Genomic DNA, 18167 nt, shown 5'->3' with positions numbered 1-18167 from the left:
TGCTCAGCGCAGCACCAGCACCGGCGTGTGCGAGTGCGTCAGTACATGCAGTGTCTCGCTGCCCATCAGCAGGCGCTTGATGCCGCGGCGCCCGTGCGAGGCCATCACGATGAGGTCGCACTTGTGAACGCGCGCGGCTTCGATGATGGCTTCGGAAATCAGCTCCGATTGCATGATGATTCCGCGGGTGCTCTTGACGCCTTTTGCATCCGCGCTGGCCTTGACGGCATCGACGACCCGCTGCGCTTCGACGTCGGCCTGCTCGCGAAGACGCGTGACCTCCATCTGGCTCATCAGCATCGAGCCTTCGAAGTAGCTGGCGGGGTAGTGGTGGACCACCTTGACGGCGATCAGTTCGGCCTGCGTCAGGAGAGCCAGGTCGATGGCGCTGGTAACGGCCAGTTCCGACAGCTCTGATCCGTCGGTGGCGACGAGGATGCGTTCATACATGGCGACGCTCCCGGGCGGGAGAGGCCCGCCCCGCTTCAGCTTAGTGCGCGACCGCGCGCCGGGCAAGGCGCGTGTGAGCTTCTAGGCGGGGTTGCCTAGGGCCGCGCCGGGTTCTTGGCGAGAATCCGGCATGCCAGCCACTTCGCCAGCCACCCCGCACGCGCTTCGGTTTGCGCCAGCCATCCTTTTCCTGAGCCAGTCGGCCGGCGCGGTCACCCGCAGCTTGCATGGCGAACAGCTCTCGCTCGACGAGGCCCGTCCCTTGCGCGACGATGTCTCCACCGACGAGATCACGCCGCTGCCGATCCTTACGCATTACGACGACAAGCTCGGGCGCTACCCCTACACCGGCTTCAGGTCGGGCGACGATGCGACGCCCATCGGCACGGACGCAATCGGCACCCATGGCGTCGAGGTCGTGGTGGCGGGCAAGCGCTATGGCAAGGGTTCCTCGCGCGAGCACAGTCCGGCGGCCGAAAAGCTCGCCGGTGTCCGGCTGGTGATCGCCGAGAGCTTCGAGCGTATCTACCGCCAGAACGCCGACAACATCGGACTTTTCACCTCGACCGATTTCGGCCTCGTCGAACGAATCCAGGCGGGCGAAGCGATTGCTCTCGCTGACCTCGTCGCGGGGCGGGATGCACTGGCGGCCGCAATCCTTCGCAGCGGTGGCTTGCTCCGCTTCGGGCAGCAGCACATGCGCGACATTACCGTCGCGCCCGAGGTGGTTGAGACGCGCCCACGAACGCTCTTCGAGAAGATCGTGGCACGCCACGCGCTGGCCACAGATCTGACCGAGGCGCATCCCGCGCCGGGCGATGGCGCCTTCGTGCGAGCGGACTGGCGCTTCATCCACGAGTACTACACCGGCATGGCGGCGCATATGCTGCACGCCACCTTCGGCCGTCCGCTGGCGCTGTACGAACCCGGCTCGATCATCGTGTTCGAGGACCACACTTCCTATGTCGAGGAAAGCCCCGCACATGTGCGCGGCGGGCTGGTACCCAACGTGCACCGCATGGTCGAGGCGCAGCGCGAGTTCGCGGCCGCCTACGCGCTGCGCTCGCACCGCACGCTGAGCGAGGTCGAGGCGGCGTCCGACGACGGCAGCAACGTCGCGGGCATCTCGCACGCGATGGTGGCCGAGCACTATGCGCTGCCGGGGCAACTCGTCGTCGGAACCGATTCGCATACGCCGCACAGCGGCGCGCTGGGCTGCGTCGCCTTCGGTGTCGGCACGACCGACATGGCCAATGCCTTTGTCACCGGCGCGGTGCGGCTGACCGTGCCGCAGTCGCTGCGCATCGTGCTGGAAGGACGTGTGCCGGCCGGCGTGACGGCGAAGGACATCGTGCTGCATCTGCTGTCGCAGCCGTTCATCCGCAGCGGCGGCGGCCTGGGCAAGGTGTTCGAGTTCTGCGGCGAAGCGATCGCGGGGCTTTCCACCGACGAGCGTGCCACGCTCACCAACATGACGGCGGAACTCGGTGGCTTCACCGGGATCGTCGCGCCTGACGCGGAAACGGTGCGCTTCCTGCGCGAGCGGCGCGGCATCGACTTTGCACTCGAGCCCTGGATGCACAGCGACGAGGGGGCCCGATACGCGGGAACCCTCCGCGTCGATTGCGCCGGCGTGCCTCCAATGGTGGCCCGCCCCGGTGACCCGGGCAACGGACTGCCGCTGGCGGAGATCCACGAGCCGATCCGCATCGACATCGCCTACGGCGGGTCCTGCACCGCCGGCAAGCGCGAGGACTTCGACCACTACCACGCGGTGCTGCGCTGGGCCGCCGACCGGGGACTCCGCGTGGCGCCGAACGTGGAGCTGTTCCTGCAGTTCGGCACCACGGCCGTGCGCGATCATTGCATCGCCCAGGGTTACATGGACGCCTTCGAGGCAGTCGGCGCGCGCATGCTGCAGCCCTCATGCGGCGCTTGCGGCAACTGCGGGCCCGGCGGCTCGACGAGCAGGGATCAGGTCACCGTCAGCGCGATCAACCGCAACTTTCCCGGGCGCGGCGGGCCAGGGCAAGTCTGGCTCGCGAGCCCGCCGACCGTGGCGGCCAGCGCGATCGCCGGCGAGCTCGTGTCCTTCGAGACGCTGCGGCAGCGGCACCCCTGAGTGCGCGGGCTGCGCGCTGGCATAGGCTACAGCGGACGAGCCTGCAAGTTGCCGCCGGAACGCGCGAAGTTCCCTCCGCCCAGATGGTGGATCGTCTGCAAGTCGGCGTTGTCATCGCGGAAAGACCAGCGGCCGCCGGCGAAGATGCGTGCGTCCGCAGCCGCGGCGACGACTTCCGCGAAGCAGGTGTCGTAGGCCTCTTCGGTGTGCGGCTCGCTGATCAGCCGGCATTCGAGCCACGCGGCGCAGCCCACCTCCAGCAGCGGCATTCCCAGTACTGGGCCGGGCCGCGCCTCGATGCCGTAGCGCTCGAACTTGTCGGTGTCGCGTCCGCTCGTGCTGCCCAGCGCATAGGTCAGGTCCGTCAGCGAAGTGCCGGGAATGCAGATGCCGAATGCGCCGCTCGCAGCCACGAGTTGGCGCGTGTAGGTGCGCTTGTCGATGACGACGGCGATGCGTGGCGGCGTGAACTCCACGGGCATGGACCAGGCCGCGGCCATCGCATTGCGGCGCGGACCGTCCGCGCTGGTCACCAGGACAGTCGGGCCGTGATTGACGAGTCGGCTCGCATGCTCGAGGGCGACAGGCTGGAAATATTTCATGGGGACTCCGTCAAAAGCAGGTTCGGCTTTCAGCGCCGCAGGCGGCGAACTTCCTCGGCCAGCGCCAGCACCGTCAGTGGCGCGGAGCCTTCGGCCTCGTTGCTGATCGTGATGAAGGCGTTGTGGCCGGCGCTCGTCGTGCCGGCAATGACGCGCGCCAATGCCGCGCGCGTGTCGAGGTCGGGGTCGACCAGTTTGTCGAAGGGTTCGTACCGCGTCTTCGCCTCGTCGTAGCCGTAGGCGCCATGGAGGCGGTTGAGATTCCAGCGGCAGACCAGCGGCCCGGGCCAGAGCGCGCGCAAGACCGGCAACTGATCGGCAATCGGCGGCAGCTTCGAGTGCAGGCCCAGGCAATAGGTGGCGCCCGCGCCTCGCAAGACGTCGACGAATGCCGGCGTGAGGAACTCGGGGTTGCGCACCTCGACTGCGATCACGCCGTCCGGAGCGCCCGGCTGCAAGGCAGGCAGGGCGCGCAACATCGCGCCCAGGCGATCGAGCACTTCGGGCATTCGGGCGAGCAGATAGCCGGGCAACGGACTCAGTTGGAACACCAGCGCGCCCAGCTTGCGGCCGAGTCCGTCGAGCGCCGGTTGCACAAACTCGCCGGCGGCAAGCGCCGCGTCCAGGAAGGCCGGATTCGGCTCCATGCCGCGACCGTTCTCACCGCGCACCACGGCGTCCGCGATGAGGCTCGGTGCCTTCACGACGAAGCGGAAGTCTTCAGGCACTTGCGATGCATAGACCGCGAACTGGCTCGCGGACAGGGGCTTGTAGAAGCTGCGGTCAATGCTCACGACCCTCAAGAGTGGATGTTGCGCATACGCGGCGAGCCCGTGCTTCGACAGCACCGACGGCTCGTAGTCGCCATCCCAGACCATGCCGGCCCATCCCGGGAAGGACCACGAGGATGTGCCGAAGCGCAGCGTTTGCGGTAGTTCGCCGCGCAAGGCCTGCTGCGATGCATCGGGCGCCGCCGCGTGCACCTTCGCGCGGCGTTGCGTGGCCTGCTTCTGCGGCCTCGGGGCGAGGGCCGGGGCAGGGGGATCGGGGTCGTCGAAAAGCGAGTCTTGCATCGGTGCGGGACGAGAGGGCACGACATTCTCGCGTGCCCCCGCACCGGCGCGCCGACGGCGGACGGGCCCCTTCAGTTCGACCGGACCTTGACGATGGTCAGCGCGACCGTCTCCACCTGGAAGCCCCAGCGTGTGGTGTACGCGCTCTGCGCTTGCGCCGCGACCTTCCAGCCGGCGGCGTCGAGTTCCGCGAGGGAAGTCGAGCCGAAATTGAAATGACAGGTCACCTTCTTCTCGTCGTCGCGCGGCGCCGGGTCGCTGCTCGACCGCGTGATGGAACAGAAGTCGCGGGTACCGATGGCGGACGAGCGCAGGCGGGCGACGCGCTCGGCTTCGCGTGCGGCGAGGTAGGCCTTGTCACTCTCGGCGCCGTCATCGTGCGCGAACACACGAACGGGCTGGGGCGTGAACGACTGCGGAATGCCGGCGCCACGGGTTTCGGCGTTGGAGGGCAGCGACATGCAGCCGGCGATCGACAGGGCGGAAAGAAAGGCGGGCAGGGTTCGGGCGTAGGGCTTCATGCTGTCCCGTATATCGGCAGCCCGGCGCCAGAGTTGAGGGCGCGGCCGTCATTCCGGAACGAGAACGAAACTGCTCTTCAATCCCTGCGTGGCAGACGGGCCGACCCAGAGGTCGAAGGGCCCGGACTCGACGGTTGGCTTCAGGTTCTGGCCGATGAACATCAGGTCCGCGCGCGAGAGGGTGAAATCCACGTCCGTCGACTCGCCCGGCGGGATGCGCACCTTGCGAAAACCCTTGAGCTCGCGCACCGGCCGCGTCACGCTGGCCGAGCGTGCGCCGATATAGAGCTGCGCCACTTCCTCCGCCTCGCGCCGCCCGGTGTTGCTGAGGCGCGCACGGATCTTCAGCGAGCCGTCCCACGCCATGCGGCCCGACTGGACCTCCAGCGCGTCGTAGCGCACCCGCGCGTAGCCCAGCCCGTGGCCGAATGGGTAGAGCGCATCGTTGGTTGCGTCCAGGTAGCGGGCCTTGTACATCTGCGCCGGCGCATCCGCGAGCTGCGGCCTGCCGGTGCGCTTGTGGCTGTAGTAGTAGGGCACCTGGCCCGGCGTCTGCGGAAAGCTCACCGGCAGCCGCCCGGAGGGATTCACGTCGCCGTACAGCACGTCGGCAATCGCGGGGCCGGTCTGCGAGCCGAGGAACCAGGTGACGAGGATCGCGCTGGCCTGTCGAACGCCGCCCTCGAGCGCGAGGGCACGGCCATTGCGCAGCAGCACGACCACCGGCTTGCCGGCCGCGGCCACGGCATCGGCGAGGTCCTGCTGCGCCTTCGGGATCTCGATGTCGGACCGCGAACGCGCCTCGCCGGACATTTGTTCGTTCTCGCCGATCGACAGTACGACGATATCGGCATCGCGCGCCGCAGCCACCGCCGCGGCGATGCCACCCGCGATCGGCGCATCGACATCGGAGCCGCGCACCACAGTCAGCAAGTCAGGCGAGGCCAGCCGGCTGCGCATCGCTTCCTCGATGCCCATCGGCGGCGCCTGGTCTGGAAAGATGCGCCACGGGCCGAAGAGGTCCGAAATGCCGGCGAAGGGGCCGATCAGCGCAATCTTCTTGCCCGACCTGGGAAGCGGCAGCAAGTCGCCTTCGTTCTTGAGCAGCACGATGGAGCGGCTCGCCGCTTCCCGCGCCAGCGCCTGATGGGCCGGCGCATCGAAGCGCGGACCATCCTGCTTGTCCAGGCCCCGGAAGGGCTGGTCGAACAGGCCCAGCCTGGCCTTGACCCGCAGCACGCGACGCACCGCATCGTCGAGCCGCGACTTCGGCACCTCGCCGGCTGCGACCAGTCCGGGCAGGTACTTCATGTACAGGCCACTCTGCATGCTGACGTCCGTGCCCGCCATGAAGGCGCGCCGTGCGGCCTCGCGGCCATCGGCGGCGAAGCCATGCGCGATGAGTTCCTCGTCGGCCGTGTAGTCGGAGACGACGAAGCCCTGGAAGCGCCATTCCTTGCGCAGCACGCCGGTCAACAGCGCTGCATTGGCGTTCGACGGAATGCCGCCGATCTCGTTGAACGCGCTCATGATGGACAGTGCGCCCGCATCGATCGCGGAGCGAAATGGCGGCAGGTAGACCTCGCGCAAGGTGCGCTCCGACAGGTCGACCGTGTTGTAGTCGAGGCCACCTTCCGCGGCGCCATAGCCCGCAAAGTGCTTGGGCGTTGCCAACATGGCGTCGGCGCGCGAGAGGTCGCTGCCCTGGAAGCCACGCACGCGGGCGGCGGCGAACTGGCGGCCGACGTAGACATCTTCGCCCGCGCCTTCGACGCCACGGCCCCAGCGGGCATCGCGCGCGATGTCGACCATCGGCGCAAAGGTCCAGCGGAATCCGTCGGCACTGGCCTCCTGCGCCGAGGCGCGCGCGGTGCGCTCGGCAAGCGCAGGCTCCCAGCTGGCTGCCTCCGCAAGCGGCACCGGGAAGACGGTGCGAAAGCCGTGGATGATGTCCGCGCCGAAGATCAGCGGGATGCCGAGCCGCGATTCCTTGACCGCTGCCTCCTGCGCGCGGCGCTTGCCTTCCAGGCCTTCGTTGTTGAAAAGGCCGGTCACCCGCCCGGCGCGGATGTCGGCCATCTGCTGGTCGATGCTTTGCTGCGCGGCCTGTGGATTGGCGACGATATCCACGCCCGCCGGGGCGTACAGGCTCAACTGGCCGACCTTTTCTTCGACGGTCATGCGGCCGATGAGGGACTCGATGCGCGCATCGGCCATCGACTGCTGCACGCCGGTGGTGCAGCCCGCCATGCAGGCGAGCATGAGCAGCCCCGGGGCGAGGAGAGGGAATCGACGAAGGCTCATGAGCGCCATTCTGGCGGACTGCGGCGCGGGCACAATCCGCGCCATGAGGCAATGGTTGCGTACGCAAGGTGGCTGGTGGCTCGCATGGCTGCTGGTCACCGGCGCCGGTGCGGCCTGGATCGCGCGCGCCGAGATCCAGCAGCTCCACGATGATTTCGAGGTCAACGGGCGCATTGCGCACCGTCTGATGAGCCAGCAGGTCGTGCAGTACGACGCGGTGCTGGCGACGCTTGCGCTGCTCGAACCGATGCCGGGCGCGAACCAGCCCGAACGCAGGTTGCCGTCGGTCTATCCCTCCATCCTCGACGTGCAGCGGCGCGAGGCGGGCGCGGATTGGCCCGACCCGCTGTTGGCCCCGGCCGAATCCCGATCGCGTGAACTGCGGCGCCCTGAACTCGCGACGAGTGATTTCGCCAGCGGCCGCTATCGGCTCGTGATCGGCTCGGTGCCGACAAGCTACGCGTTGGACATCGACCTCGCCACGGCCGTGCCCTGGCGCGATTGGCCGATGGATCCGAAGACCAGCCCGGTGCGGGTGACACTCGAACGGGCGGGGCAGTCCTTCGTGGTGCAGCCGGGCGGCCCGAGCGCGCGCAACGGCTGGCGCTTCGATTTCCGCAAGGCGCTGGCATCCGAAAGCCAGTCCTTCGATCTCGTGGCTGAGCGCGTCGTCTCCTGGCGCGAATTGCCCTGGGGCCTGATGGCCGCATGGGCGGTCGCGGCCGGCGTGGTGCTCACGGGTGCCTATACCTTGCTGCGCCAGCGCATCGCGCGGCGGCGCGCGGAAGAGTTGTTGAGGCTCGGCCAGGTGGCGAGACTCAACGCGCTGGGTGAACTCGCGGCGGGAATGGCGCATGAACTCAATCAGCCACTGACCGCGGTGCTGGCAAACACGCAGGCCGCCCAGCGCCTGCTGAACGAGGAGCCGCCCGAGCTGGCGACCGCACGCACCGCGATGCGGCAAGCCGCGGAACAGGCACGCCGCGCGGCGGACGTCATCGGCCGCCTGCGCCGCGTGATCGCGCGGCCGGACAGGCAGGCCGAGACGCGGCCCGTGGTCCTGCAGGAGGCACTGCGCGGCGCGCTGCATCTGCTCGCACCCGAATTCGAACGGCGCGCGGTATCGCCGGCCTTCGACGACGCGGCCCATGCGCCGATCACCGTCCGGGCCGACCCGGTCGCACTCGAACAGATCGTGCACAACCTGCTGATGAACGCGCTCCAGGCATTGGAAGAAGTGCCTGCGGACGAGCGCGGCCTTCGAATCTCAACCGGCCGCGAAGGCGACCACGGCGTGCTGGCGGTGACCGACAACGGGCGCGGCATCGCGCCGGAAGCCTTGCCGCGCATCTTCGAGCCTTTCTTCAGCACGCGGGAAGGCGGCCTCGGGCTCGGGCTCAGCCTCTGCGAGACGCTGGCCGTCGGCATGGGCGGCTCGCTCGCCGCCGAGCACGCATCGCCGCGCGGCGCCCGCTTCACGCTGCGGCTGCCGCTGGCGATCTCTGCCTCGTCGGAGCGGCACGCATGAACGAACCGCTGTCACCGCTGATCCACCTGATCGATGACGACCTCGCGGTGCGCGAGAGCCTCGCATTGCTGATCGGCACGGTGGGCCTTCGCACGCAGGCCTGGGCGGACCCGCAGGCCTTCATGGACCGCTTCGACCGCAGCAGCATCGGCGCGATCGTCCTCGACGTGCGCATGCCCGGCATCAGCGGCCTGGCGGTGCTCGACACCTTGATCGCGCAGGGTGTGGACCAGCCGGTGATCATGCTCACCGGGCACGGCACGGTGGAGATGTGCCGCCGCGCCTTCAAGGCTGGGGCAGCGGAGTTCCTGGAGAAGCCCGTGGATGACGAGCAACTGCTCGAAGCCTTGCAGCAGGCGGTGCGGCAGCACGTCAACTCGCGCGAACGAGCCCAGGCGGACCAGGCAGCGCGTGATCGCTTCCTGCAGCTTTCCGAGCGCGAGCGCGAAGTGCTCGGATTCATCGTGGCGGGACTGACCAACAAGGAGATCGCCCGCGCGCTGGCACTGTCGCCGCGAACGGTCGAGACGCACCGCGCCAATCTGTTTGGCAAGTTGGAGTGCGACTCCCTGGCGCAACTGATCCGGCGCTACGCCGCGCTGGTCGACACTCCGTAGTTCTACGGAGCGGCGGGCGTAGCCGTACGAATGGTCTCCGTGCCGGTCAGTTTCTACAGTTGCCATGCGGTCGGCGATATGCCGGCGCAAGCAACCCATCACCTCTGGAGAACTCCATGCATTCGACCCTTCGCCTCGGCGGCCTCGCCGTTCTGCTCGCCGCTTCCGCGATGACCGCGCAGGCGCAAGCCCAGGCGCCCAGCCCGGCCGTGCGCGCCGAAAAGAACATGTCGCTCGAACTCGCGAACCAGATCGCCGCCGCCAGCGTTGCAGCCTGCGCCGCCAATGGCTACGCCGTCGCCGCGACCGTTGTCGACCGTTCGGGCACCGTGCGCGCCGTGCAGCGCGCCGACAACGCCGGCTCACACACACTGGGCGCCAGCGAGCGCAAGGCATGGACCTCGGCATCGGCCAAGGCGCCGACGCTCGCCATGATGGAGAACGCGCAGAAGAACCCCGCGGCGGCGAACCTCGTGAACATCCCCGGCTTCCTGCTGCTCGGCGGCGGCGTACCCGTCAAGGTCGGCAATGAAGTGATCGGCGCCGTGGGTGTCGGCGGCGCGCCGGGCGGGCATCTGGACGAGCAATGTGCGAACGCAGCGCTCGACAAGGTCAAGGGCCAACTGGGCTGATCAGCATGAAGGCCGCGCTGTACCGTTCGAGCCTCGCCGCCGTGACGGCGCTGCTGATGTCGGCCGGCGGCGCGTCGCTGGGCCAGGTGCCGCCAACGGCTGCCGAGGTGCAGGCCTACCAGGGCCTGCACCAGGCGGCGTGGCGGGGCGACATGAACCGGCTCAAGGCGCTGATCGCTGCCGGTGCAGACCTCGATGCACGCGACGGGCTCGGCCGCACGCCCCTCCACGTGGCGACCTACGGGCGCCAGCGCGAGGCCATCTCTGCACTGGCAAAGGCCGGTGCCAGCCTCCAGCGCCTGGAGGACGACCGTTATGACGCGGTCACCATTGCCGCGGTCGCGGACGACGTGCCCACGCTCGCGTTGCTGTTGTCGCTCGGCGCCAGCGCCGGCCTGACCACGAGCCGCTACGACGGCACCGCGCTGATCGCGGCGGCCCATCTCGGCCACGATGAGGTCGTGCGCCGCCTGATCGCCGCCGGCGCGCCCCTGGACCACGTCAACAACCTGCACTGGACCGCGCTGATCGAGTCGATCGTGCTCGGCGACGGCGGGCCGCGCCACCAGCGCACGCTGATCGCACTGGTCGATGCGGCGCCAATCTGCAGCTCGCAGACCGGCAGGGCAACACGCCGCTGCAGCTTGCCAAGGCGCGCGGCTACAACGCCATGGTCGAAAAGCTCAAGGCCTCGGGCGCAAAGTAGGGCGGCTCGGGGACAATCGGGTGATCCTTTTCGCAGGACTCGCCCCATGTACACACCGCCCCAGTTCAACTCCAAGGACCGTGCGATCGCCGCGGAGCTGATGCGCGCGCATCCCTTCGCGACGCTGATCTCGAACGACGACGACGGACTGCCCTACATCACGCACCTGCCGCTGGTGCTGGACGATCGCGGGGAGGACGGCTTCGCGCTGCTGGGCCACTGCGCCAAGCCCAATGCGCACTGGCGCTACCTGCGGGCTCGGCCCACGGCGGTCGTGAGCTTTCTCGGCCCGCATGCCTACATGTCGCCTTCGGTCTACCCCGATGTGGCGCGCGTTCCCACGTGGAACTACCTCGCGGTGAATTGCACGGTCGAAGCCCGGCTGATCGAAACGCCCGCCGAGAAGGATGCGTTGCTCAAGCGCCTGATCGGCGAGCATGAACCGGCCTACGCGCAGCAATGGCGCGATCTCGGTGAGGAGTTCCAGCTCAAGATGCTCAACGGCATCGTCGGCTTCGAACTGCGCGTCGCGGCGCTGCAATGCAAGCTCAAGCTCAACCAGCACCGCAAGGAGGCGCACGCCGCCATGCATGCGCAATACAGCGTCGGATCGCCCGACGAACAGGCGCTGGCCGCTTGGATGGGGCGACTGGGCATGGACGTCGCCAGCGCGGCGCAAGCGACGGAGAGCTGAGGTGCGTGTCATCGGATTGATCGGTCTCGTTCTGGCGCTCGCCATCGTCGGCTTGCTGGTCAAGAAGCAACTCGGCGGCATGGCCGCGCCCGCTCTGTCGACCGGCCCGGCACCGGCCGGCGACGCGCCAGCCGGCGATGCCCGCGCACAAAGCCAGCAGATTCAGCAGCAATTCAAGCAGTCGCTCGACGCCGCGATGCAGCAGCGACGTCCCGCCAACGATGCCAACTGACGAGCACTGGATGGGCCTCGCGCTGGCCGAGGCGAGGCAGGCAGCCGATGCCGGTGAAGTGCCTGTCGGCGCCGTGCTGGTGAAGGATGGCGTGTTGATCGCCAGCGGCCGCAATGCTCCTGTCGCGCTGCACGACCCGAGCGCGCATGCCGAGATCAACGCGCTTCGGGCGGCGGGTGCCGCGCTGGGCAACTACCGTCTCGATGGCTGCGAACTGTTCGTGACACTCGAGCCCTGCGCCATGTGTGCGGGCGCCATGCTGCACGCGCGGCTCGCCCGCGTGGTGTTCGGCGCTGCGGACCCGAAGACCGGCGCGGCGGGATCGGTGATCGATGTGCTCGGCCAGCCGCAGTTGAACCATCACACGCGAGTGCAGGGCGGCGTTCTGGCAGCCGATTGCCAGGCACCCCTGCAGAACTTCTTCCGCGACCGTCGCAGCGCGGCGCGCGAGACGGCCGAGCCCTTGCGCGACGACGCGTTGCGCACGCCGGCGGATCGCTTCAGCACGCTGGCCGACTACGCGTTTGCGCCGCACTACGTGAGCGACCTGCCAAGCCTGCAAGGCTTGCGCATGCACTATCTGGACGAGGGGCCGCAGGACGCGGCATTCGCCTGCCTGTGCCTGCATGGGCCCGGGGAATGGTGCTACCTGTTCAGGCACCTCGCGGTCGTGCAGGGCCTGCATGTGCTGGCGCCCGACCTGATCGGCTTCGGGCAAAGCGACAAGCCCAAGCGCGAAGCCGTGCATCGACTCGCGTGGCATCGGGACGTGCTGATCGAGTGGCTCGATCGCCTGCAGCCGGGGGCGCTCGCGCTGGTACACAGTGCGAATGCATCCGGACTGGCGTCGCTTCTGGCCGAGGCTGCGCCCGAACGGTTTCCTCTGGTCATGGTCGCGCCGGACGGCGGTGAATCCGCATCCGATGCCTGGCGCGCACCCTTTCCCGATCGGGGCTACGAGGCCGCCTTGCGCGCGCTGGGGCCTGTTCCAAAGCGGGTCTCCGGCCCCACGGCCGCGCAGGCGGCCCGGTTGGCCAGGGACGCAATGGGATACTTCGCCCCGTGAAAAAACACATCTACATCTATTCGCCCTCCAGCGCCGTGCGCGACAAGGCCGCCTTCAAGCGTGGCGTCAAACGGCTCCAGGCGCTCGGGCATGAAGTCGAGATCGACGAAGCGGCTCTTGCAACACACCAGCGTTTCGCGGGCGACGACGCCACGCGGTTGGCTGCCATCTCGCGCGCAGCAGCCAGCGGCGCGAACGTGGCACTCATCTCGCGCGGCGGCTACGGCCTTACGCGCATCCTCGACGCTATTCCGTACAAGGCCGTGGCCAAGGCCATCCACCAAGGCACCGAGTTCATCGGACTCAGCGACTTCACCGCCTTCCAGAGCGCGTTGCTGGCCAAGACCGGCGCCGTGACCTGGGCCGGCCCCGCGGTCGGCGAGGACTTCGGCGCCGAGGCCGGCGCCGACGACATCATGGAAGCCTGCTTCGACGATCTGCTGAGCGGGCAGGGCGAGGGCACTGGCTGGCGGATGCCGGCACGCGACAGCGCCGATCTGCCGAAGCTGCGCAGCATCCACGATGCCGTGCTGTGGGGCGGCAATCTGTGCGTGCTGACCAGCCTGCTCGGCACGCCTTACTTCCCGGCGATCGACAAGGGCGTGCTGTTCCTGGAGGACGTCAACGAGCATCCCTACCGTGTCGAGCGCATGCTCGACCAGTTGCGCCAAGCGGGTGTGCTGGGACGTCAGAAGGCCGTGATCCTCGGGTCCTTTACCGGCGCGAAGAAGGTGCCGCACGACCGTGGCTTCAGCATGCAAACCGTCACGGCGCGCCTGCGCGCACTGATCAAGCCGCCGGTCCTCACCGGGCTGCCTTTCGGTCACGTGCCGACGAAGGTGCTCCTGCCGGTCGGCGCCAAGGTCGAGCTGGCGGCCGATGGTCGCGACGTCTTCATGGTGTGGGGACATCGGCACGCCCATTGAGCGTGCCAACCGGCGAGTGGCCGCGAGGGCCGCGCGCCAACTCAGGTGATGATGCGCTGGTGGGTTCTCGGACCCATCGTGCCGGGCAGTCCGCCCTTGAACAGGCGGTTGATCTGGCGCATCTGGCGCCGTGCGGCCACTTCGCCGTCGACGGCGCTGAGCGCAGTCAGCACATCCTGACGCAGATACCAGAGTGCTTCGAGGTCGCCTGCGAAGCGGACGCGTTGCGCTACCCGCTGGATCGAGTGCCCGCCGTGAACCTGCAACAGCGACAACATGGCGGTACGGATCTGGCCCATCTGACGATCCGCGGAACGGCGAAAGCCGAGCCCGGGAAGGGACAGAAAGCGGAAGAGCCTGCGAAGGGACACCATGGAGATAAAGGCGTGTTGCCGAAAGCCTTGATGGCCGCTACGTTAAGGCTGCGTTCCTTGCGGCACAAGCGTGGAAACAATTATTCATGTTTAAAAACAACATACTTCACGAATCAGTTCGAGTATCGGTGGAAGAACTGATACCTAAGTGTTACTTTTAAAAATGAAACTTGGTGTTCCTGCTGTGACGAAATGAAAAAGCAACAGCTTTGTCCACATCGTGCGCGATTTGAGCGTTTGAGACAGGGTTCCGGCGCTGCTTTGCCATAATCGAGCAGCGAGAGCTACCAAAAATTGCACAACATGGGCGCCATTTCCACTGTCGTATTTGCTGACTTGACGGGGAGCACCAGGGTTTTCGAGGCCATGGGGAATGCCCGTGCGACCGAAACGGTGACGCGCCTGACCCAGTGGATCGGCGGCGTGTGCGAATCCCATGGCGGCCGTGTCGTGAAATCGCTGGGCGATGGCGTCTTTGCCATCTTCGCCAATGGCGTGAACGCGACCCGGGCCGTGCTGGAAATGCAGCGCAACCACCAGAAGCGGCTGCAGACCTGGCCGGCGCCCTTGCGGATGGAACTCCAGATCGGCGTCGCCAGCGGTGAAGTCGTCGAGGTCGACGGCGACTGCTACGGCGACGCGGTCAACCTGGCATCGCGGCTCAGCGACCTGGCCGGTCCCGGCCAGATCTGGGCGACCGAATCCGTCATCGAGCAATTGCACGAAGGCGAAGTGCGCCATCGCAACCTGGGACCCATCAATATCCGCGGCAAGGTCGAGATGCCCGTCGTCCACAGGGTCGACTGGCAGGACGAGGTTTCCGAATTCCTGACGATGCCTGCCGCGCTGATCCAGCCGGCGCGCGGCGCGGATTCATCCTTCGGGCAGATCGAGCTGGCATGGCTCGACGTGCGCTCGATGTTCCGCGCCGCCGAGTTGCCCATTCACCTGGGGCGGGTCGACGAGGCGCAATTCGTCGTCAACGATCCGCGGGTGTCGCGCCTGCACGCGCGCATCGAGGCGCGTCACGGCAGTTGCGTGCTGGTCGATGTCAGCACCTATGGCACCTGGGTCCGGTTCCACGGCACCGCTGGTGCCAGCGGCGAAATCGCGCTCAGGCGCGACGAGTGCGTGCTGCACGGCAGCGGCGAGATCGGCTTGGGCGCACCGCTGAGCGATTTCAGCGCGCCGACCATCTCGTTCAACACGACCGGCGGCAACGTGCTGCTGGCTCGTCGCGACGTTCGCTGAGCGCGTTCGGCGCCAGCAGGCTTCCGTCGAAGACCGGCCGGGTGGCCCCGCCCGTCGCCGGCCTTGTTCGATCCGGCTATATCGAACTGAAGATTGCTTCGTTGTCTTGTCATGTGCGTTGCCCAGAATGCGGGGTTCATCGACATCGATATGCCCGCCAAGATACGAACCATGAGCTTGCTTTCCCAATCGCTTCACCAGGCCCAGCGCGTGATCGGCGTGACCGCCAAGTCCTGGGGCATCGCGCCCGCGTCGGCCCATGCCATCGCACGCCGTGCGCATCACGGCTATGTTTCAGTTCGCGCGCTTCGGCGCAATGCAGCCGCTTCCCGGTCGACGAGTTCGCTCGCCATTGCCCATTCATGGTGAGTGGTAGCGGCCTTGGCTATTTGCGCCATTGGTCGATACTGACGGCCTGTTCTTCTTTCACGCAGGCCGAAGATCATGAACGCCCGCACAGCGCCGAGTCCGCTCCTCTTGCCCGACACGCGCACTGACCACATCGTGGGATCGGGTATGTCGCCGGTCACCGTGGTCGAGTACGGCGACTTCGAATGCCCATCGTGCCGGCAGGCGCATCCGGCGGTGAAGATCGTCCTGGCGCACTTCGGCGACAAGGTGTGCTACGTATTCCGCCACTTCCCCTTGCGTGAAGTCCATCCGCATGCGGAATTGGCAGCGGAAGCGTCCGAGGCGGCGGCGGCGCAACACAAGTTCTGGCCTTACCACGACCTTCTGTTTGCCCATCAGCAGCATCTCGACGAACCGCACCTGTTCGGATATGCCGAGCAACTCGGCCTGGACCTCTCCCGGTTTCGCAACGAGATCGAAGACCGCGTCTACCTGCAGCGCGTGCAGGAGCAGGTCGACAGCGGCCGCCGCGTGGGCGTGCGCTCGACGCCGGCGTTCTATGTCAACGGCAGTGCCACCGACGTTTCGTTCGGGCTGCAGCATCTGCACGAGGCGATCGACAAGGCCTTGCTTGCCCCCTCGGCGTAGCGACCAATGACCGGCCTCAGGCCGGTTCGATCAACTGGAGCACGCGGCCATCGCCGATGAATGACTCGCCGACCAGCATCCGGAACGCGGTGTCGGCCGGAAATCGAGGCAGCGCCAGTGCCGGCGCCAGGAATTCGACTTCGAGTGTCTGAGCCGTGCCGCGGCGAAAGGCTTCGCCGGGACGCACCCACCACCTGGCGGAGAAGGCTTCGTTGTCGACCACGAGAGCGCAGCGGTGCTCGCCTTCGGCGATCGGCGTGTCGTGGGAGGGCAGCTTCGGCTGGCGCAGTGTGAGTTCGACGAGCGCATGCGCTTCGAAGGCGACTCTTTCGTCGAAAGGCGAGGGCGTCGGCGCGGCCGGCCGCCGCATCCGCGCGATGAGCCAGGAAATGACGTTGCCGATGATCGGCACCCACAGCAGCATCAGCAGCGTGCCGATGTCGCGCAGCGTCGACCCGGGCGCCGCGAAGTGCCGCATGACGGCGCCTCCGACGGCGACGCACAACAGGATGATGACGATGAGTCGGCGCCTGAACTGAATGGTGGTCATGGTGGGTGGAGCTTAGCCGGGCGCTGCCGGCCGACGGGTGCTACTCGTCCAGCGGCGCTCCGTCTCCCTGCGCGTCGTCCACCCGCTGCATGTTCTCCAGGATCTTGAGCAGGTAGTGAAGCGTGTGCGTCACGTCATTGACTGAAAAGCCGTCGAGGACCTGGTCGTAGTAGGCGTAGATCTTGGGCTGCGCCTCGACCAGCCACACCTTCCGGCCCGACGCGGTCATCGTCACCAGCCGCGAGCGCCGGTCGCGCCCATCGGGCGCCGTACTCACATGGCCGTCGCGTTCCATCCGGCTGAGAAGCCCGGAGAGGTTCTGCCGGCTCACTTTCAGGTAGCGGGCCAGGTCGCCCACGCTCATGCCGCCTTCCGCGGTCGGTCTCGACAGCGCCCCGAGGACGGCCCATTGCTGCGTGGTCAGCCCCTCGGCTTCGACGGCGCGCGTCCCTGTTTTGTGCAACATATTGGCACATTGATACAGGCGGAAGAACACGCGATTGGCCAGTTCCATACGGGCTGTTTCGCTACTTTCATTAGGGATAACCATGGTTTTTCTCATCAGGATTGCCGTACACGCAGATTGGCGGACACCGTAGAATATGACAATATATTGACGCATTGGCGGTGCTTTTCGAGGCCGCAGTGTCCAGACGATAGCAAGCTCGAAACCTGATATGGAGAACCTCATGCAAAGATTCGAAGGCAAGACAGTGGTGGTCACCGGCGGTGGCGGCGGGATCGGCGGCGCGACATGCCGCCGCTTCGCAGGAGAAGGCGCGAAGGTGGCCGTGTTCGACATGAACGTGGACGCCGCCGAGAAAGTCGCCGCGCACATCCGCGATACGGGCGGCCAGGCGCAGGCCTTCCGCTGCGACATCACCGACCGCGCCAGCGTCGACACCGCCGTCGAGGCCGTGCAGCGAAGCCTCGGCCTCATCGACGTGCTGGTCAACAACGCCGGCTGGGACGTGTTCAAGCCCTTCACCAAGACCGAGCCCGCGCAGTGGGACAAGCTGATCGCGGTCAACCTGACCGGCGCCCTGCACATGCACCACGCGGTGCTGCCCGGGATGGCCGCGCGCAAGGCCGGGCGCATCGTCAACATCGCGTCGGATGCGGCGCGGGTCGGCTCCTCGGGCGAAGCGGTATACGCGGCATGCAAGGGCGGCCTGGTGGCCTTCTCCAAGACCATCGCCCGCGAGCATGCGCGCCACGGCATCACGGTCAACGTGGTGTGCCCCGGGCCCACCGACACGGCGCTCTTCGCCGACTACAAGGAAGGCGCCGGCAACCCAGAGAAGCTGATGGAAGCCTTCACGCGCTCCATTCCGCTCGGGCGCATCGGCCAGCCCGACGACCTGCCGGGCGCGATCCTTTTCTTTGCCGGCGACGACGCAGGCTTCATCACCGGCCAGGTGCTCAGCGTCTCGGGCGGCCTGACGATGAACGGCTGAGGCCGTTCCTCCCGCCCTCGTCGACCCCAAGCTGCTCAACCCCATTCATCTGAAAGACCATCA

General features: G+C 67.4%; 20 protein-coding genes and 1 pseudogene. 13 read left to right on the top strand and 8 right to left on the bottom strand.

Annotation, left to right across the window (positions count from 1 at the left end):
- Nucleotides 1-3: 3 nt before the first annotated feature.
- Complete coding sequence (locus QTH97_RS11830) at nucleotides 4-450, bottom strand: universal stress protein (RefSeq protein WP_286568345.1); 447 nt, start codon at nucleotides 448-450, stop codon at nucleotides 4-6.
- A 130-nt stretch (nucleotides 451-580) separates the two neighbouring features.
- Here QTH97_RS11830 and QTH97_RS11825 point away from each other — a divergent pair, with 130 nt between their 5' ends.
- Entirely contained in the window at nucleotides 581-2572 is a 1992-nt protein-coding gene (locus QTH97_RS11825) for an aconitase family protein (RefSeq protein ID WP_286568344.1), read from the top strand.
- A gap of 26 nt (nucleotides 2573-2598) precedes the next feature.
- Here QTH97_RS11825 and QTH97_RS11820 read toward each other — a convergent pair whose 3' ends face one another.
- The 4 genes from QTH97_RS11820 to QTH97_RS11805 form a co-directional block, all read right to left on the bottom strand.
- Nucleotides 2599-3174 (bottom strand): flavin reductase family protein, encoded by a 576-nt coding sequence (locus QTH97_RS11820; RefSeq protein ID WP_286568343.1) that lies wholly within the window; start codon nucleotides 3172-3174, stop codon nucleotides 2599-2601.
- A 29-nt stretch (nucleotides 3175-3203) separates the two neighbouring features.
- Nucleotides 3204-4247 carry a DUF72 domain-containing protein gene (locus tag QTH97_RS11815; protein ID WP_286568342.1) on the bottom strand — a complete coding sequence of 348 codons (1044 nt, stop codon included), beginning with the start codon at nucleotides 4245-4247 and terminating at the stop codon, nucleotides 3204-3206.
- A gap of 71 nt (nucleotides 4248-4318) precedes the next feature.
- Nucleotides 4319-4768 (bottom strand): hypothetical protein, encoded by a 450-nt coding sequence (locus QTH97_RS11810; protein WP_286568341.1) that lies wholly within the window; start codon nucleotides 4766-4768, stop codon nucleotides 4319-4321.
- Nucleotides 4769-4816: 48 nt separating this feature from the next.
- A complete protein-coding gene (locus QTH97_RS11805) occupies nucleotides 4817-7072 on the bottom strand; it encodes a glycoside hydrolase family 3 N-terminal domain-containing protein (RefSeq protein ID WP_286568340.1) in 2256 nt (751 codons plus the stop codon).
- Between the two features lie 43 nt (nucleotides 7073-7115).
- Here QTH97_RS11805 and QTH97_RS11800 point away from each other — a divergent pair, with 43 nt between their 5' ends.
- From QTH97_RS11800 to QTH97_RS11765, 8 genes and pseudogenes are all read left to right on the top strand, one after another.
- Nucleotides 7116-8600 carry a sensor histidine kinase gene (locus QTH97_RS11800; RefSeq protein WP_444813432.1) on the top strand — a complete coding sequence of 495 codons (1485 nt, stop codon included), beginning with the start codon at nucleotides 7116-7118 and terminating at the stop codon, nucleotides 8598-8600.
- Nucleotides 8597-9217, top strand: a complete 621-nt coding sequence (locus QTH97_RS11795; RefSeq protein WP_286568338.1) for a response regulator transcription factor — start codon at nucleotides 8597-8599, stop codon at nucleotides 9215-9217. Before QTH97_RS11800 ends, QTH97_RS11795 begins: the two co-directional genes overlap by 4 nt.
- 116 nt (nucleotides 9218-9333) lie before the next feature.
- Nucleotides 9334-9849, top strand: coding sequence for a GlcG/HbpS family heme-binding protein (locus QTH97_RS11790; RefSeq protein ID WP_286568337.1), 516 nt, complete (start codon nucleotides 9334-9336; stop codon nucleotides 9847-9849).
- A gap of 56 nt (nucleotides 9850-9905) precedes the next feature.
- Nucleotides 9906-10555: pseudogene (locus QTH97_RS11785) on the top strand (ankyrin repeat domain-containing protein).
- A 46-nt stretch (nucleotides 10556-10601) separates the two neighbouring features.
- The gene (locus QTH97_RS11780; RefSeq protein WP_286568336.1) at nucleotides 10602-11249 is read left to right on the top strand and encodes an FMN-binding negative transcriptional regulator; all 648 of its coding nucleotides are present in this window, start codon (nucleotides 10602-10604) and stop codon (nucleotides 11247-11249) included.
- A 1-nt stretch (nucleotide 11250) separates the two neighbouring features.
- Complete coding sequence (locus QTH97_RS11775; protein WP_286568335.1) at nucleotides 11251-11481, top strand: hypothetical protein; 231 nt, start codon at nucleotides 11251-11253, stop codon at nucleotides 11479-11481.
- Nucleotides 11471-12547 carry a tRNA adenosine(34) deaminase TadA gene (gene tadA / locus QTH97_RS11770; RefSeq protein ID WP_286568334.1) on the top strand — a complete coding sequence of 359 codons (1077 nt, stop codon included), beginning with the start codon at nucleotides 11471-11473 and terminating at the stop codon, nucleotides 12545-12547. The genes QTH97_RS11775 and tadA overlap by 11 nt, the downstream gene beginning before the upstream one ends.
- The gene (locus tag QTH97_RS11765; protein ID WP_286568333.1) at nucleotides 12544-13473 is read left to right on the top strand and encodes an LD-carboxypeptidase; all 930 of its coding nucleotides are present in this window, start codon (nucleotides 12544-12546) and stop codon (nucleotides 13471-13473) included. The genes tadA and QTH97_RS11765 overlap by 4 nt, the downstream gene beginning before the upstream one ends.
- A 41-nt stretch (nucleotides 13474-13514) precedes the next feature.
- Here QTH97_RS11765 and QTH97_RS11760 read toward each other — a convergent pair whose 3' ends face one another.
- Entirely contained in the window at nucleotides 13515-13772 is a 258-nt protein-coding gene (locus QTH97_RS11760) for a hypothetical protein (RefSeq protein WP_286568332.1), read from the bottom strand.
- Between the two features lie 378 nt (nucleotides 13773-14150).
- On the opposite strand from QTH97_RS11760, the gene QTH97_RS11755 reads away from it, so the two are divergent.
- From QTH97_RS11755 to QTH97_RS11745, 3 genes are all read left to right on the top strand, one after another.
- Entirely contained in the window at nucleotides 14151-15098 is a 948-nt protein-coding gene (locus tag QTH97_RS11755) for an adenylate/guanylate cyclase domain-containing protein (RefSeq protein WP_286568331.1), read from the top strand.
- Between the two features lie 171 nt (nucleotides 15099-15269).
- Nucleotides 15270-15467, top strand: a complete 198-nt coding sequence (locus QTH97_RS11750) for a hypothetical protein (RefSeq protein WP_286568330.1) — start codon at nucleotides 15270-15272, stop codon at nucleotides 15465-15467.
- Between the two features lie 75 nt (nucleotides 15468-15542).
- Complete coding sequence (locus tag QTH97_RS11745; protein ID WP_286568329.1) at nucleotides 15543-16097, top strand: DsbA family protein; 555 nt, start codon at nucleotides 15543-15545, stop codon at nucleotides 16095-16097.
- Between the two features lie 16 nt (nucleotides 16098-16113).
- Here the strand turns inward: QTH97_RS11745 and QTH97_RS11740 are convergent, their stop codons facing one another.
- Entirely contained in the window at nucleotides 16114-16647 is a 534-nt protein-coding gene (locus QTH97_RS11740; protein WP_286568328.1) for a hypothetical protein, read from the bottom strand.
- A gap of 40 nt (nucleotides 16648-16687) precedes the next feature.
- A complete protein-coding gene (locus QTH97_RS11735) occupies nucleotides 16688-17161 on the bottom strand; it encodes a MarR family winged helix-turn-helix transcriptional regulator (RefSeq protein WP_286568327.1) in 474 nt (157 codons plus the stop codon).
- Between the two features lie 175 nt (nucleotides 17162-17336).
- On the opposite strand from QTH97_RS11735, the gene badH reads away from it, so the two are divergent.
- Entirely contained in the window at nucleotides 17337-18104 is a 768-nt protein-coding gene (gene badH, locus QTH97_RS11730) for a 2-hydroxycyclohexanecarboxyl-CoA dehydrogenase (RefSeq protein ID WP_286568326.1), read from the top strand.
- Nucleotides 18105-18167: the final 63 nt, after the last annotated feature.

Origin of the sequence: Variovorax gracilis (genome assembly GCF_030317115.1) — a bacterium.
In the GTDB taxonomy this organism is placed as follows: domain Bacteria; phylum Pseudomonadota; class Gammaproteobacteria; order Burkholderiales; family Burkholderiaceae_C; genus Variovorax; species Variovorax gracilis.
The sequence above is the reverse complement of the archived record's forward strand: the minus strand, read 5'-3'. Positions and strand labels throughout refer to the sequence as shown.